9 protein-coding genes are annotated in these 16,018 nt (G+C 68.7%); 4 read left to right on the forward strand and 5 right to left on the reverse strand.

All coding sequences use genetic code 11. The features are described 5' to 3' along the window. Positions 1-103: 103 nt before the first annotated feature. Together ACEN96_RS11715 and ACEN96_RS11720 are read right to left on the reverse strand one after the other, a co-directional pair. On the reverse strand, positions 104-3,481 hold the full coding sequence (locus ACEN96_RS11715; RefSeq protein WP_495588185.1) for an amidohydrolase family protein: 3,378 nt from the start codon (positions 3,479-3,481) through the stop codon (positions 104-106). Positions 3,482-3,605: 124 nt separating this feature from the next. Beyond that, complete coding sequence (locus ACEN96_RS11720; RefSeq protein WP_495588186.1) at positions 3,606-4,169, reverse strand: hypothetical protein; 564 nt, start codon at positions 4,167-4,169, stop codon at positions 3,606-3,608. 167 nt (positions 4,170-4,336) lie between these two features. Between ACEN96_RS11720 and ACEN96_RS11725 the strand changes: the two genes are divergently transcribed. Together ACEN96_RS11725 and ACEN96_RS11730 are read left to right on the forward strand one after the other, a co-directional pair. Then, the gene (locus tag ACEN96_RS11725) at positions 4,337-5,005 is read left to right on the forward strand and encodes a hypothetical protein (RefSeq protein WP_495588187.1); all 669 of its coding nucleotides are present in this window, start codon (positions 4,337-4,339) and stop codon (positions 5,003-5,005) included. A 154-nt stretch (positions 5,006-5,159) separates the two neighbouring features. Continuing rightward, entirely contained in the window at positions 5,160-6,308 is a 1,149-nt protein-coding gene (locus ACEN96_RS11730) for a YfaP family protein (protein WP_495588188.1), read from the forward strand. 157 nt (positions 6,309-6,465) lie between these two features. On the opposite strand, the gene fusA is transcribed toward ACEN96_RS11730, so the two are convergent. Beyond that, positions 6,466-8,568, reverse strand: coding sequence for an elongation factor G (fusA, locus tag ACEN96_RS11735; protein WP_495588189.1), 2,103 nt, complete (start codon positions 8,566-8,568; stop codon positions 6,466-6,468). A 371-nt stretch (positions 8,569-8,939) separates the two neighbouring features. Here fusA and ACEN96_RS11740 point away from each other — a divergent pair, with 371 nt between their 5' ends. Both ACEN96_RS11740 and purL read left to right on the forward strand, forming a co-directional pair. Further along, complete coding sequence (locus ACEN96_RS11740) at positions 8,940-9,188, forward strand: hypothetical protein (protein ID WP_495588190.1); 249 nt, start codon at positions 8,940-8,942, stop codon at positions 9,186-9,188. Positions 9,189-9,369: 181 nt separating this feature from the next. Continuing rightward, positions 9,370-13,374, forward strand: a complete 4,005-nt coding sequence (gene purL / locus ACEN96_RS11745) for a phosphoribosylformylglycinamidine synthase (RefSeq protein WP_495588191.1) — start codon at positions 9,370-9,372, stop codon at positions 13,372-13,374. Between the two features lie 19 nt (positions 13,375-13,393). On the opposite strand, the gene ACEN96_RS11750 is transcribed toward purL, so the two are convergent. Next, on the reverse strand, positions 13,394-14,806 hold the full coding sequence (locus tag ACEN96_RS11750; RefSeq protein ID WP_495588192.1) for a hypothetical protein: 1,413 nt from the start codon (positions 14,804-14,806) through the stop codon (positions 13,394-13,396). A 174-nt stretch (positions 14,807-14,980) separates the two neighbouring features. Beyond that, positions 14,981-15,985 (reverse strand): LLM class flavin-dependent oxidoreductase, encoded by a 1,005-nt coding sequence (locus ACEN96_RS11755; RefSeq protein ID WP_495588193.1) that lies wholly within the window; start codon positions 15,983-15,985, stop codon positions 14,981-14,983. Positions 15,986-16,018: the final 33 nt, after the last annotated feature.

Below are 16,018 nucleotides of genomic sequence, written 5' to 3' on the forward strand. Positions count from 1 at the left end.
AGGGGGAACGTGGAAGGAAGTCGGTGCTCTGCGACGAGCCCCCTCTCCCTCACCCTCTCCCCCTCACGGGGGCGAGGGGATAAGAAAGAAGAAAGGCGCGAGGTCAATCCCCATGCCCGTGCCCGTTCTCCACGCCCGCTGCCTCCGCATCGACCGGCGCGCTCGCATTGGCGCCATCGAAGAAGAACGGCTTGCGCGCCTTCTTCGCGGGCCAGACCTCGTTCATCGACGGGATGTCGAAGACCTTGCCGCCCTGCATGACCTGTGAGATGCGATCGCTCTGCCGGATGTCCTTGAGCACATCCCCGTCGACGATCACCAGGTCCGCGAGCTTGCCCGGCTCGAGCGAGCCGATGTCCTTGTCCAGCCCCAGGTAGCGTGCCGGATTGAGCGTCGCCGTGCGGATCGCCTCCAGCGAGGACATGCCGCCCAGCCCCATCATCCACATCTCCCAATGGGCGCCGAGCCCTTCGCGCTGGCCGTGCGCGCCGATGTTCACCGCCACGCCGGCGCGTTGCAGCTCGGTCGCGGTCTTCGCGACCTGGATGACGTTGAAGTCTTCCTCGGGCGCCGTCTCGCGTCGCACGCTGCGCGGCTCGAGCACCGCCTTGGGCACGAACCTGCTGAGGATCGGATGGCGCCACACGTCGGTGCGCGCGTACCAGTAGTGCTCGCCGTCGAGGCCGCCATAGGCCACGTTCAGCGTCGGCGTGTAGCCGACCTGCGTCTGCGGCCAGAGCTGCTTCACGTCGTCGTAGACCTTGGCCACGGGCAGCGCGTGCTCGATGCCGGTGTGGCCGTCGATGACCATGCTCATGTTCATCTGGAACAGCGAGCCGCCCTCGGGCACGACCATCATCCGCGTCTCGCGCGCGGCCTCCAGCACCTGCTGGCGCTGATCGCGGCGCGGCTGGTTGTAGCTCTTGACGCTGATCGCGCCGGCCGACTTCAGGCGCTTCAGATGCGTCTGCGCGTCCTCCAGGCTGTTGATCACCGCGCTGAAGTCGGCCTTCGCGCCGTAGAGCACCGTGCCGGTCGAGAAGATCCGCGGTCCCACCACACGGCCGGTGCGCTGCATCTCGGACTGCGTGTAGATGTCGCTGGTGCGGTTGGACGGATCGTGCAGCGTGGTCAGGCCGAAGGCCAGCGAGGCGTAGTTGATCCAGCTCTGCTGCGGAATGATCTCGCTCTCGGCCATGGTGCCGTGCCAGTGCGCGTCGATCAGGCCCGGGATCACGGTCTTGCCGCCGGCCTGGATCGTTTCCGTGCCGGCGGGGATGGCGACCGACGCGCGCGGCCCGATGGCCGCGATGCGGTCGCCGTCGACCAGGATGGCGCCGTCCTCGATGACCTCGTCGGGCTTGCTCGCGTTCATCGTGACGATGCGCGCGCCGACGATCGCGATGCGGCCCTTGGGCTTGTCGGCGGTCAGGGTCAGTTTGATGGGCGCGCCATGCTCGGCCGGCTTGAAGCCCGGCTGCAGCGCCTGCGCGAGCGGCACGGTGAAGAGCTCGTTGCCGAGCGCGTAATGCAGCGCATAGGGCCGGGACTTGCCGTCGCCGGACCAATCGAGGTCGTCGCCCGCGTTGACGTCGAGCATCTTCACCGGCATCGCGTCGGCCTTGGGACCGACGGTCTGCAGCTTGCCCGCGGGCGCGAGCGGCGTGACGTAGGTGTGGAAGCGTTCGGTGAAGCCCAGCCACTGGCCATCGGGCGACACGGTGAAGCGCGTCGCGAATTCGCTCTTGGCGACGGCGAGCTCGCTGTGCTCCGTCAGGCTCAGGCGGATGAGCTGATGGTTGCCGTCGACCTCGCCGGTCTGCTGGCGGCGGGTGACGTAGAGCGTGTCGTTGTCGGCGCCGAACTGCGGCGCCTCGCCGTCCTTGGTGACGCGGCGCGGCTGGCCCTTGCCGTCGGCCGAGGCGATGTAGACGCCGGGCTCCAGGCTGTTCCAGGGCGAGGTCAGGTAGCCGCCCTTGGCCTTCTGATAGGCGATGGCCTTGCCGTCGGGCGAGAACGCCGGGGACAGGTACTTGCCGGGTTCGGGCGTGACGACGGTGTCGCGGCCGCTGGCCAGGTCGAGCGTGCGCACGCGGCCCTGCTCGGCGTCGTTCCAGCTGACGTAGACGAGCTGGCGTCCGTCGCGCGAGAACGAGGGGAAGTATTCGAAGCGATCGGTCTGCGCGGTGAGGCGCTTCGCTTCGCCGGTGGGCAGGCCGTCGCGCAGCTCGCTGGCGTAGAGGTAGCCGGCGGACGAGAACACGACCCGGCGGCCATCGGGCGAGACCTTCACCCAGCGCAGCATCTTCGAGTCGAAGGAGGGCGGCGCGACCTCATGCGCGAAGCGGACGGCGGGGGAGACCTGGCGTTCGTCCTTCACATGGAAGGGGATCTCGGCGGCGCTGGATTTGAAGGGATCGATGCGCCAGAGCTTGCCCTGGGCCCAGGCGACGAGCTGCTTGCCATCGGGCATCCAGGCGATGCCGGGGTAGACGCCGTGGACGGACCAGGACTCCTGGAGGTCGCGTTCCATGCCGGTCCAGGCGGGGAACTCGCGGCCGGTCTTGAGGTCCTTGAGGAAGAGGGCGGTGCGGCCGCCCGAGGCGTCGCGCAGGCGGCGGATGAAGGCCAGGTACTTGCCGTCGGGCGAGGGCGTGGGACGGATCGCGCCGCCGGCGCCGGTGACGAAGGGCTCGGTGGTGCCGTCGGTCAGGTCCTGGCGGTAGATGCGGAAGATCTCGCCGTTGCTGTCCTTGTTGTATTCGAACTGGCGGCCGGGGGTGCTGTCCTGCGAGTAGTAGAGGTACTTGCCGTCGGGCGAGAGCGCGGGCTCGCCGAGGTCCTTCTGCCAGTTGGGCTTCTCGTTGAGCTGCTGGCCCTTGCCGCCGTCCAGGTGGTAGAGCCAGATCTCGCCGCTGCCCAGCGAGCGGGTGCCGGTGAAGTGCTTGCGGGCGGCGATGTACTTGCCGCTGGGGTGCCAGACGGGGTTGTTGAGCAGGCGGAAGTCTTCGGTGGTGAGGGCGCGGGCGTTGGCGCCATCGGCGTCCATGACCCAGATGTTGTCGCCGCCGCCGGCGTCGGAGACGAAGGCGATCTGCTTGCCGTCGGGGGAGAAGCGGGGCTGCATCTCCCAGGCGATGGAGTGGGTGAGGGGTTTGGCTTCGCCGCCTTCGATGGGCATCACGTAGAGGTCGCCGAGCAGGTCGAAGACGACGCGCTTGCCGTCGGGGCTGACATCGACGGACATCCAGGTGCCGGAGCGGATGTCGAGCGTCGCGGTCTTCTTGTCGCCGGGGGGCTGGTTGACGTTCCACTTGGGCGCGGAGGCCGCGGCGGCGGGCGCGGGCGCAGCGGTGGGGGCGTCGGCGGCGAACGCCGCGGCCTGCAGCGCGAGCCCGAAAGCGATCACGCCCGCGCGGGCGGGCGTGACGGTGAAGAGGCTGGTGAGCGGGGTCGGCTTCGTGAGCGTCTTGGTCGGCATGGAGCACCCTGGGATGAAGAGTGCCGGGAGCATATTCGGCGGTCCCGGGCTAACCCGGGAGGGTTTGCGAGGGCGTGACGAATGGCAGTGCGAGGAACGCGCCGATGGCTGCGTCCGGTTTGGATCAATCTGCTGGTGGCAGATATGAACAGGGTGGACCCGCTATCAGATTCGGATTCCGATCGCTGGAGTCAGCGGGTTTTCTCTCAGTATTTTCAGAAGCTTTTTTTGACAGATCCCTTTTTCCGAGTGTTCCGTCGAAGTAGTAGCCGGCCGTTGTCGGAAACGCTTCGAGGACGCCATTCGAAATCAGCGAGAAGAGATGGCCGCGCGCCTTTGACTCGATGGCTTGTCGGTCTGCGTCGGAGAGGTCCGGGGCTTGAGAAAAGAGCACCTCCGCCTGACCGCCGTAGAGCCACATGGCGTAGAAATCACCATTCCTGGCGGCTCTGTCGAGCCAGTCGAATGATTGAATCCGGGTGGGAATCCAGTCGTCGGCCGAATGGGAAGGAGTTCCCCAGAGGTTTGGCGCCCGATTGGCGACAGCGAGGAAGGCAGCAGTCGATACGCCGGATTCTCCCTCGCGGGCCCTGTCCAGTATTTTCTGCGGCTCGGAAAATGCCTGAGGCAGCCACCGATCGGCGGCGGCCTTTTGCTCTGAGAACCGCTTGTTGCTTGAGGTATCCATGCTCGAGTTTTGGAGTGGGGCTGGGGCGGATTTCTCCGAGGGTCGTATAGACCGGTCGTTGAGCGGTGGTTGGGTTCACATCGGTTCACAGCCAAATGGGGGAGGGCTGGGCGGCTTCCGCTGTTCCGGTCACTGTGGGGTTTCGTGGCCATGCCAAGGAGCTCCAAGTGCAATGGAAGATGTGGTTGACAGTGACGATCGGTGTCGCCGCCGTGGCGGCGAACGGTGCGGCAGTCTGGTTGTTGTTGAGGAGCGATGTCGCCCAAACGGGCGAGGCTGATCGTTCGGCGTCGCACGAGGGCGGTGTGGATGTTCCGCGCGGCACTTCCTCCGAGCCAGTGCCGGAAGGAACGTCGCCTGCCGCGCCGGCTGCGAACGAACAGGATCCGGGCGATGACCACGCTTCGCTCGCCAAGGCGATTGCGGACCTCGAGGCGCGAGGCGAGTTGCCCATCCTGGACCGGACTGACTCGCTGACCGGCATCGATGCCGACGGCAATGGCATTCGCGACGACCTGGACCGCTACATCGATCGCAGCTTTGGTGATCCCGCTCAGCGGGAAGCAGCAATCAGATTGACGAAGACGATCCAGCAAACACTGCTCGTCGATCTTTCGAACCATGTCCGGCTCATGGAGGTCGCCCGACGGCATACACGGGACTTGGCGTGCTTCAGCAGCAAGTTCGATCACGACGATGCGGCGGGGTCTCAGCATCGCGCGCAGCTGCACTCGCTGACTACCAACACGAAGGCGCGCTTGCTGGCGTACCTTAGATTTGATCGCGCGCTGAGCGGTCAGGTTTTCAGGATGCCGGAAGGAGACGGCTGTGAATAACACACTTGCCGTTTGGGCATTGGTGCTCTGCACGCTGACTCTGCCAAGGACGGGCGCGTGCATTGATACGGAACAGCTTCCTTGCCAGAGAACGTTCGTCACCGTCGGCTACTTCAATGGAGTCAGAACCACACGTGAGAGCGCGGAAGACACCTTGCGTCGAATCACCAAACGATATGACGCTCGAAGCAGCCAAGGGCATGTGCTCCGCTACGAACTCTTCTACAACAACAGCGCCGGCTTCGAAGACTTCGTCGAAGTCTTCGAGCAACGACTGAAGGAAAAGAACGGCGTGCTGGCGGGGCGCTTCGAGCTCTTCCTGGAGGCCTGGCACGGCGGCGGATCGAAGTGGGACAAGATCCTCAAGGCCGCTCCCGAATTGGGCGGGCTCTTTGCCGGCTTCATGAGCTGGGCCGACGCCAAGTTGATGCGCATGATGACATCGGTGATCGCCGCGCCGCCGAGCGAGGTCGAGCAACTGGTCCATCGCACCCTGATCGACAGGCTCCTGCTGGAGGGCAACGCGCTACTGTTGATCGCCCATTCGCAAGGCAACCTCTTCGCCAACGCCGCCTACGCCCATGCCATGAAGACCTCCACGCCGAATTCGGTGCAGATGGTGCACATTGCTCCGGCATCGGAGCGGGTGAATGGCCAGTACACGTTGGCGGACCTGGATCTGGTGATCAACGGGCTCCGGCTCGCTGGCGGGGTTCCGACGGTGACGTCCACGATTCCGCCCTATGCATCGAGGCCTCCCGGCGAGAACGGAAGGAAGGACCTGCTCGGTCATGGGTTGGTCGAGATCTACCTGAACCCCGCGCTCAGCGTGTCGGGCCGCATCGACGAGCACGTGCGCCACGCGCTGGGCGTACTGCTCCCCGGCCGAAAGATCGCCCAAGCTGGCACCTTCACGGTCACCTTGACCTGGGACGGCGCCGGCGACGTCGACCTGCATGTCTACGAGCCAGGCGGAAGGAAGGTGTACTACGGAGCCCGGGAAGGGGGCGCAGGCGCCCTGGACGTCGACAACACGCGGGAGATCGGCCCCGAGCACTACTACGCGTCGTGTGATCCTCGTCGACTGAAACTCGGGCGCTACATCGTGTCGGTGGCCAACTACTCCCGCGCGCAAGGCAGGACGGCCACGGTGCAGGTCGCCTCGCTCGACGACGGCGTACTCGGGACGAAGTCCCTGGTGCTCGGCCCGCCGACAGGCAGTTACGCGATGTCGACGCTGTTCACGGTCGATGTCTCGAAGGACGAGAACACGGGACGTCTGGAGGCCCGTCTCATCGAATGACCCGTCAACCGAGGCTGGAGTCAGCCCACACGGCCTGAGGCTTCGTGCTGCGCATCAAGCGGATTGGCGCCTCCCGGCGCTGTTGAAAGAAAAACGGGCCGCGCATGCGGCCCGTCCGTTTCGGCGCTTCAAGCGCCGATCCGCTCATCGCTTCCGATCACTTGGCCCGCGACGTCATGATCGCGTCCGCCACGTTCTTCGGCGCCTCGTTGTAGTGCTTGAACTCCATCGTGTACGTCGCGCGGCCTTGCGTCGCCGAGCGCAGCGAGGTCGAGTAGCCGAACATCTCCGACAGCGGCACCTCCGCCTTGATGATCTTCCCGCCCCCGACCATGTCGTCCATGCCCTGCACCATGCCGCGCCGGCTGGACAGGTCACCCATCACCGTGCCCGCATAGTCCTCCGGCGTCTCCACTTCCACCGCCATCATCGGCTCCAGGATCACCGGGCTCGCGCGGCGGCAGGCCTCCTTGAAGCCCATCGACGCCGCCATCTTGAACGCGTTCTCGTTCGAGTCCACGTCGTGGTACGAGCCGAAGGTCAGCGTGACCTTCACGTCCACCACCGGATACCCCGCCAGCACCCCATTGGGCAGGGTGTCGATCACCCCCTTCTCCACCGCCGGGATGTACTCGCGCGGCACCACGCCGCCCTTGATGGCGTCCACGAACTCGAAGCCCTTGCCCGCTTCCTGCGGCTCCACCGTGAAGACCACGTGCCCGTACTGGCCCTTGCCGCCGGACTGGCGCACGAACTTGCCTTCCACGTCGCTCACCGACTTGCGGATCGTCTCCCGGTACGCCACCTGCGGCTTGCCCACGTTCGCCTCGACACCGAACTCACGCTTCATCCGGTCGACGATGATCTCCAGATGGAGCTCGCCCATGCCGGAAATGATGGTCTGCCCCGACTCCTCGTCCGTGCGCACCCGGAAGGACGGATCCTCCGCCGCCAGCCGGCCCAGCGCGATGCCCATCTTCTCCTGGTCCGCCTTGGTCTTGGGCTCCACCGCCTGCGAGATCACCGGCTCCGGGAACACCATCTTCTCCAGCGTGATGATCGACTCCGGATCGCACAGCGTCTCGCCCGTCGTCACGTCCTTCAGGCCCACGCAGGCCGCGATGTCCCCGGCCAGGATCTCCTTGATCTCCTCGCGCTGGTTCGCATGCATCTGCAGGATCCGGCCGATGCGCTCCTTCTTCCCGCGCGTCGGGTTGAACACCGAATCCCCCGATTTCAGGATGCCCGAGTACACCCGCACGAAGGTCAGCTGACCCACGTACGGGTCGGTCATCAGCTTGAAGGCCAGGGCGCTGAACTTCTCGTTGTCATCGGCCCGGCGCGTCGTGTCCTGCTCGTCGTCGTCGGTGCCATGCACCGGCGGAATGTCGACCGGCGACGGCATGAAATCGATCACCGCGTCCAGCATCCGCTGCACGCCCTTGTTCTTGAACGCCGTGCCGCACAGCATCGGCTGGATCTCGCCCGCGATCGTGCGCTGCCGGATCGCGCGCTTGATCTCCGCCTCGTCCAGCTCGCCGCTCTCGAGGTACTTGTTCATCAGCTCCTCGTCCGCCTCGGCCGCCGCCTCGACCATCTTCTCGCGCCATTCCACGGCCTTGGCCTTCAGGTCGGCGGGGATCTCCTGGTACTCGAACTTCATGCCCTGCGACGCGTCGTCCCAGACGATCGCCTTCATCTTCAGCAGGTCGATCACGCCCTTGAACTGGTCCTCCGCGCCGATCGGCAGCACGATCGGCACCGGGTTCGCCTTCAGCCGGTCCACCATCATCTGGCGCACGCGGTAGAAGTCCGCCCCGATCCGGTCCATCTTGTTCACGAAGGCCAGCCGCGGCACCTTGTACTTGTTGGCCTGGCGCCAGACCGTCTCGGACTGCGGCTGCACGCCGCCCACCGAGTCGTACACCATCACCGCGCCGTCCAGCACGCGCATGGACCGCTCCACCTCGATGGTGAAGTCCACGTGCCCCGGGGTGTCGATGATGTTGATGCGGTGCTCCGGGTAGGACAGGTCCATGCCCTTCCAGAAGCAGGTCGTCGCGGCCGACGTGATCGTGATGCCGCGCTCCTGTTCCTGCTCCATCCAGTCCATCGTCGCGGCGCCATCGTGCACCTCGCCGATCTTGTGATTGACCCCGGTGTAGAACAGGATGCGCTCCGTCGTCGTCGTCTTGCCGGCGTCGATGTGCGCCGAGATGCCGATGTTGCGGTAGTGCTCGATGGGGGTCTTGCGGGACATGGTGGTCTCCAGTGGCGATGAACGACCCGCGCGCGCCTGGCCTCCTCGGAAGCGTCCGCCGGTCCAAACCGGTCAATGTAGCGACAAGCCATGACAGCCGCCATCCGCCATCCGGAAGAGCCCGCCGCCACCGGGGGCTGAACCGGCACCCCCGATGCCAGGCCGGCGCGCATGCCTGCCTCGGTCCAGCCTCATCCGCCTGACGAGCGCCACCCCGCGAATGAGGGTGAGGTGCCGGTGCGAACGGCGGTCTTCCCACCGAGTTACGTCATGGGACGCCGATACATTCGGTCACTCAAACAGTTCAGGGAGTAGACGAGATGTTGCGTGCTTTTGCAGGCCTGTTGTCATCAGGTTCGGCGACTCTTGTATTGGCCGCGAGCGCGGCCGCGGCGCCCGGCGCGGTCAATGCCGCCGTGGCCGAAGGCATGACCTGCACCGTCCCGGACGGCTGGTGGTCGCTGGATCGCGACCGCCCGGCCCAGCCCGAGCCGGTGAAGGTGCTGGCGCTGAAGTCGCTGACCACCGGCGCCCCGGGCGCCTGGGTCCAGCCGCTGCGCGGCAAGCTCGCCGACCAGCAGCTGCACCTGGCGCTGGAGCGCCTCACCGAGTGCCGCTGAATGGGGCGCTGAATGGGGCGCTGAATGGGGGCCGAGCGGCCGCTGACCGGCCGCTGACCGGGCTCTGACCGGGCGCTGACGCGAGCGCCCCCCAGGGGGTAAACCCGGGCCGTCCGGCCGCGCTGGCTAGAATGCCGGGCTCACCGCCGCGGCGCGCGCGGCGCAAACCCCCCGGGATCCCATGGCCAGCACCAATACCCCCAAGCACCTGATTCACTTCGAGGGGGGCAATGCCCTCTCGTCCTTCCGGTCCGCGGCGCTGCTGGCGCGCCTGCAGGCCGTCAGCGAGCGCATCGCCACCGTCCACGCGCGCCACGTGCACTGGGTCTGGACCGATGCCGCGATCGACGCCGAGGGCCGTTCCAGGCTGGCCGCGCTGCTGGACTACGGGGACCGCTACGAAGGCCCGTCGGACGGCGCGCTGATCGTCGTCGCCCCGCGCCTGGGCACGCTGAGCCCCTGGGCCTCCAAGGCCACCGACATCGCCCACAACTGCGGCCTGGCGATCCACCGCGTCGAGCGCGTCACCGAATTCCGCCTGACGCTGAAGTCGGGCCTGCTGGCCGGCCTGACCGGCGGCGCCAAGCCGCTGTCCGAGCAGGAGCTGCTGGCCTGCGCCGCGCTGCTGCACGACCGCATGACCGAGAGCGTGCTGCTGTCGCGCGAGGCCGCCGCCCATCTGTTCGACGACAGGCAGGCCCAGCCGCTGGCCCACGTGGACGTGAGCGGCCGCGGCCGCGCGGCGCTCGAGGAGGCCAATGCCGCCTGGGGCCTGGCGCTGTCCGACGACGAGATCGACTACCTGGCCGCCGCCTTCCGGAAGCTGGGCCGCGACCCGAGCGACGTCGAGCTGATGATGTTCGCGCAGGCCAACAGCGAGCACTGCCGCCACAAGATCTTCAACGCCGAGTTCACCATCGACGGCCAGGCGCAGCCGCTGTCGCTGTTCGGCATGATCCGCAACACCGAGAAGGTGTCGCCGCAGCACACCGTCATCGCCTACGCCGACAACGCCGCCGTGATGGAAGGCCATGCGATCGAGCGCTGGCTGCCGGCCGGCGACCGCCGCGCGCCCCGGTACGAGGCCCGCGCCGAGACCGCCCATGTGCTGATGAAGGTCGAGACGCACAACCACCCGACCGCCATCTCCCCGCATCCGGGCGCCTCCACCGGCGCCGGCGGCGAGATCCGCGACGAGGGCGCCACCGGCCGCGGCTCCAAGCCCAAGGCCGGCCTGACCGGCTTCTCGGTCTCCAACCTGCACCTGCCGGGCCTGTCCGAGCCCTGGGAGCAGCACCCCGTCGGCAAGCCGGCCCACATCGCCAGCGCGCTGCAGATCATGACCGAGGGCCCGCTCGGCGGCGCCGCGTTCAACAACGAGTTCGGCCGACCCAACCTGGCCGGCTACTTCCGCGTCTTCGAGCAGGACGTCGACGGCATCCGCCGCGGCTATCACAAGCCGATCATGATCGCCGGCGGCCTGGGCGCGATCCGCTCGGACCTCACGAAGAAGATCGAGTTCCCCGCCGGCACGCTGCTGATCCAGCTGGGCGGCCCCGGCATGCGCATCGGCATGGGCGGCGGCGCCGCCAGCTCGATGGCCGCGGGCACCAACACCGCGGACCTGGACTTCGACTCGGTCCAGCGCGGCAACCCCGAGATCCAGCGCCGCGCGCAGGAGGTCATCAACCACTGCTGGGGCCTGGCCGGGCGCAATCCCATCCTGGCCGTGCATGACGTCGGCGCGGGCGGCATCTCCAACGCTTTCCCCGAACTGGTCAACGACGCCGGCCGCGGCGCCACCTTCGACCTGCGCAAGGTCCCGCTCGAGGAGAGCGGCCTGGCGCCCAAGGAGATCTGGTGCAACGAGAGCCAGGAGCGCTATGTCCTGGCGATCGCGCCGGAGAGCCTCGAGCTCTTCACCGCGATGTGCGAGCGCGAGCGCTGCCCGTTCGCGGTCGTCGGCGTGACGACCGGGGAGCGGGAACTGGTGCTCGAGGACGGCGCCGGCGGCGAGCGCGCCATCGACATGCCGATGGACGTGTTGCTGGGCAAGCCGCCGAAGATGCACCGCGACGTCAAGCGCGTCGCGCGCTCGGGCGGCGCGCTGACGCTGGACGGCGTCGAGCTGGCCACGGCCGCGCGCACCGTGCTGCGCCACCCGACGGTGGCCAGCAAGCGCTTCCTGGTGACCATCGGCGACCGCACCGTCGGCGGGCTGAACCACCGCGACCAGATGGTCGGCCCGTGGCAGGTGCCGGTGGCCGATTGCGCGGTCACGCTGGCCGATTTCAAGGGCTTCGCCGGCGAGGCGATGAGCATGGGCGAGCGCACGCCGCTGGCCGCCGTCGACGCGCCCGCGTCCGGCCGCATGGCCGTGGCCGAGGCCATCACCAACCTGCTGGCCGCGCCGATCGAGCTGCCGCGCGTGAAGCTGTCCGCCAACTGGATGGCCGCCTGCGGCGAGCCGGGCGAGGACGCCGCGCTCTACGACACCGTCAAGGCCGTGGGCATGGAGCTCTGCCCGGCGCTGGGCGTGTCGATCCCGGTCGGCAAGGATTCGCTGTCGATGCGTACCCGCTGGACCGAGGACGGCGCGACGAAGCAGGTCACCGCGCCGGTGTCGCTGATCGTCACCGCCTTCGCCTCGCTCAGCGACGTGCGGGGCACGCTGACGCCGCAGCTGCAGGGTGGCGACACCACGCTGATCCTGGTCGACCTCGGCCAGGGCCGCATGCGCATGGGGGGCTCGATCTTGGCGCAGACGCTGAACCAGTTCGGCCCCGAGGTGCCCGACCTCGACGATCCGGCGCTGCTGAAGGCGCTGGTGGCGGCGGTCAATGAGCTGCGCGGCCAGGGCCGCCTGCTGGCCTACCACGACCGCAGCGATGGCGGCCTGTTCGCGGCCGCCGTCGAGATGGCCTTCGCCGGCCAGCGCGGCGTCAGCCTCAATGTCGACATGCTGGTCACCGAGGGCGACGGCATCAGTGACAGCCGCGCCGAGGTGGGCGACTCCAAGAACTGGGCCGCGCAGGTCAGCGGCCGCCGCGACGAACTGACGCTCAAGGCGCTGTTCAACGAGGAACTGGGCGCCGTGCTGCAGGTCGCCACGGGCGACCGCGACGCGGTGCTGCAGACGCTGCGCGCGCATGGCCTGTCCAAGGTCTCGCATGTCGTCGGCAAGACCAACGACGCGAAGCAGGCCGAGGTCTGGCGCGACGCGAAGAAGGTCTTCGCCGCGCCGCTGCACGAGCTGCAGCAGGAATGGGATCAGGTGTCCTGGCGCATCGCCCGCGAGCGCGACAACCCCGCCTGCGCGGACCAGGAACACGCGCTGGCCGGCGCGCCGGGCCAGGGCCTGCACTGGCTGCCCAGCTTCGACGTCAAGGACGATGTCGCCGCGCCCTTCATCGCCAGCGGCGTGCGTCCGAAGGTCGCGATCCTGCGCGAGCAGGGCGTCAACTCGCATGTCGAGATGTCGTATGCGATGGCGCAGGCCGGCTTCGACGCCTACGACGTGCACATGAGCGACCTGCAGGCCGGCGCGGTCGACCTGAAGGACTTCAAGGGCTTCGTCGCCTGCGGCGGCTTCAGCTACGGCGACACGCTGGGCGCCGGCGAGGGCTGGGCGCGCTCGATCCTGTTCAATCCGGTGCTGAAGGCGGCCTTCGAGGCCTTCTTCGCGCGCCCCGACAGCTTCGCGCTGGGCGTGTGCAACGGCTGCCAGATGCTGGCTGCGCTGTCGCCGATGATCCCTGGCGCGCAGCACTGGCCGAAGTTCGTGCGCAATCGCAGCGAGCAGTTCGAGGCCCGCCTGGCGCAGGTCGAGATCGTCGATTCGCCGAGCATCTTCTTCACCGGCATGGCCGGCAGCCGGCTGCCGATCGCGGTCGCGCACGGCGAGGGCTTCGCGGACTTCTCGCAGCGCGGCAACCCGGACCAGGTGCTGCGCGCGATGCGCTATGTCGATGGCGACGGCCAGCCCACCGAGCAGTACCCGCTGAACCCGAACGGGAGTCCGCAGGGCCTGACCGCGGTGACCACGGCCGATGGCCGCTTCACCGCGCTGATGCCGCACCCGGAGCGGGTGTTCCGCAACATCCAGATGAGCTGGACCGGCGGCGATGCCGGCGAGTTCAGCCCCTGGATGCGGATGTTCCGCAACGCGCGGAAGTGGGTCGGGTGAGCTGGATGGGGGCTGAGGCTCAGCCCCCTTTGGCCTTCACCCAGGTCCGGTTGCGCCCGCACGCCATGACGAACACGCCTCGCGCGGGATCGGGGTCCTTGTAGAGCGCGATGTTCCCGCCGCTGGATTGCGGGTCGCTGTCCTGGTCGTTGCAGGGCTGACCGGGCTGGCGCAACGGCAGCCGCAGCCCGGCGAGACGCGGGTCGAAGACCTCGCCGCCGCGTTGCTGCGTCAGGTCGGCATAGCCGTCGTGAATCGTGAGCTTCCCGGCCAGTTGCATGCCGCCGGTCCCGTTCGGATCGAAGAGGTAGTTGGAGTGGTTGCCGCCCACGATCAGGCCCTTGCGCACCACCGCATTGCCGTGGACTTCGAAGATGGGACCCATCTGGCTGCTGCTTCGCCCGAGGGGACCCGCGTGCGACACCATGCCGCCGTCGGGATTCTTGACCACGAGGCCGCCATTGGCTTGCAACAGGCCGCCAACGTCCGCAGCCCTTTGGACACCGAGCCGTCCCACCTCGGTCAGGTCCTGACCCGCAAACGTCCAGGCCCCGGTTGGCGGCGCCGAGCCGTTCCGGCAGGCGGCGCCGCTGACGCCTCCGCACTCCGGTGCGGGCGCGGCGTGGGGCAGCGCGGCGGGTCCCACGCGCTGGAAGGTGGCCAGCACGCCCGGCACGCCGTCTCCGGGCGCCGCGCCCTGCAGCGGGTTGCTGGCGGCGGGGCTGCTCGGCCCGCGCAGCTGGCTCGCGGCCCGCGGCGTGTCGCCGGGCCAGGAGGCCACGCCATGCGGCCCGGCTGCCCGCAGCGCCGCGTTCAGCTGCGCGCCGTGGCCATAGGGCAGTTCGTCGGCGGCGAAGAAGGGCTGGGTGTTGAACACCGTGACGGAGAACGCCGGCGCCGAGGCGCCAGCCGCCGCGGGCGCCGCGCCGCAATGCTCGACGCAGCGGATGGACACGGCCCAGCGCGGCTCGGCGGGCGCGCCGGTGCGCCCGTCGATGACCTGCTTGCCGTGCTTGAACGGCAGCGCGTCATTGACGTCCATGAAGCCCAGCCCCTGGAGCTCCCGCGCGGTGGGTTGCAACGCATTGGCCACCGGCGGCTTGTCGCCGACCCGCAGGCCGCAGTCCGGCGGCAGCGGCGGCGCGGCGCGCGTGGCCGAGGCCAGCGCCAGCTCCGCGCAGCGCTCCGGCCGCGCGGCCAGCGCCGCGCCGTGCGCCTGCACGTAGCGCCGCGCGCCGTCGCTGAGGGCCGCCAGTTTCTGGCCGGCATGGCGTCCGATGTCGACCATCTGGTCGAACTGCCGCAGGCGCGTCGCGCCGACGTAGAACACGATCGACACGAGCGTCGCGAAGCTCACCTCCAGCAGGCTGAACCCGGACTGGCGGGCGGGAACGCGCCGGCGGGCGGCGCGCGATCGGACTCGGGCGGACATGCGGGGCTCCTGGCGTCAAGGACGGAGCCCGGAATGCTCGCAAGCCGGCACGCGCGCGGCAATTCGCGAGCTTGAGCATCGGCAGGGAGCCGGCTCCCCGATCGCGGCGCCCGCCTGCCTGAATTCCGCGGGTGCGCTGCGCGCGCCGCACGCCAGGCGGCTTCAGCGCCGGCGTCAGGCCGGCGCGGTCTCCGCGGCCACGCCGGCCAGCAACTCGTACGAGCGGCGGCGCGCGGCCGCGTCATGCAGCGCGCAGGCGACGATGAACTCGTCCGCGCCGGTGCGCGCCTGCGTCTCGCGCAGCCCCTCGCGCACGGTGCGTGGTGAGCCGACGATCGCCTCCGCCAGCATCCGCTCCACGGCCAGCTTCTCGCCGGCCGTCCACAGCGCATCCATGTTGTCGACCGGGCGCGGCAGCGCGCCGCGCTGGCCGCGCTGCATGCCCAGGAAGCGCTGCTGCAGCGAGGTGAACAGGCGCTGCGCCTCGGCATCGGTGTCGGCGACCACGACGTTCAGGCCCACCATCGCGTACGGCTTGGGATGGCGCGCGCTGGGCCGGTACTGCTCGCGGTACATCTCGAGCGCCTGCATCAGCATCGCCGGCGCGAAGTGCGACGCGAACGCGAAGGGCAGGCCCAGGTAGGCGGCCAGCTGTGCGCCATACAGGCTGGATCCCAGCAGCCACACCGGCACCTCGGTGCCCTGGCCGGGAATCGCGCGCACGACCTGGCCCTCCTGCTCCGGCGCGAGGTAGCTGATCAGTTCCAGCACGTCCTCGGGGAAGCGGTCCTCATGCGCCGTCGCGAGGTGGCGTCGCAGCGCGCGCATCGTCGGGCCGTCGGTGCCGGGCGCGCGGCCCAGGCCCAGGTCGATGCGGCCGGGGAACAGCGTCGCCAGCGTGCCGAACTGCTCGGCGATCGTCAGCGGCGCGTGGTTGGGCAGCATGATCCCGCCCGAGCCGACGCGGATCGTCGAGGTCGCGGCGGCGATCTGGCCGATCAGCACCGCGGTTGCGGACGAGGCGACGCCGTCCATGTTGTGGTGCTCGGCGACCCAGTAGCGCGTGTAGCCGAGCCGCTCGGCGTGGCGCGCGAGGGCGAGGCTGTCATGGAGCGCCTGGGCGGCGCTGCCGCCTTCCACGATGGGGGCGAGATCGAGGATCGAGAGTCGGGCTTGCATGGGCGCGCAGTCTAGGCGCGCCTCCCGGACCGG

The organism is Roseateles sp. Mitsp63, from assembly GCF_059491535.1.

Excerpts from the sequence above, each read along its gene's own strand:
- ACEN96_RS11715 (WP_495588185.1), bottom strand. The coding sequence starts at position 3,481 with ATGCCGACCAAGACGCTCACGAAGCCGACCCCGCTCACCAGCCTCTTC.
- purL (WP_495588191.1), top strand. The coding sequence starts at position 9,370 with ATGGCCAGCACCAATACCCCCAAGCACCTGATTCACTTCGAGGGGGGC.
- ACEN96_RS11750 (WP_495588192.1), bottom strand. The coding sequence starts at position 14,806 with ATGTCCGCCCGAGTCCGATCGCGCGCCGCCCGCCGGCGCGTTCCCGCC.
- ACEN96_RS11755 (WP_495588193.1), bottom strand. The coding sequence starts at position 15,985 with ATGCAAGCCCGACTCTCGATCCTCGATCTCGCCCCCATCGTGGAAGGC.
- fusA (WP_495588189.1), bottom strand. The coding sequence starts at position 8,568 with ATGTCCCGCAAGACCCCCATCGAGCACTACCGCAACATCGGCATCTCG.
- ACEN96_RS11720 (WP_495588186.1), bottom strand. The coding sequence starts at position 4,169 with ATGGATACCTCAAGCAACAAGCGGTTCTCAGAGCAAAAGGCCGCCGCC.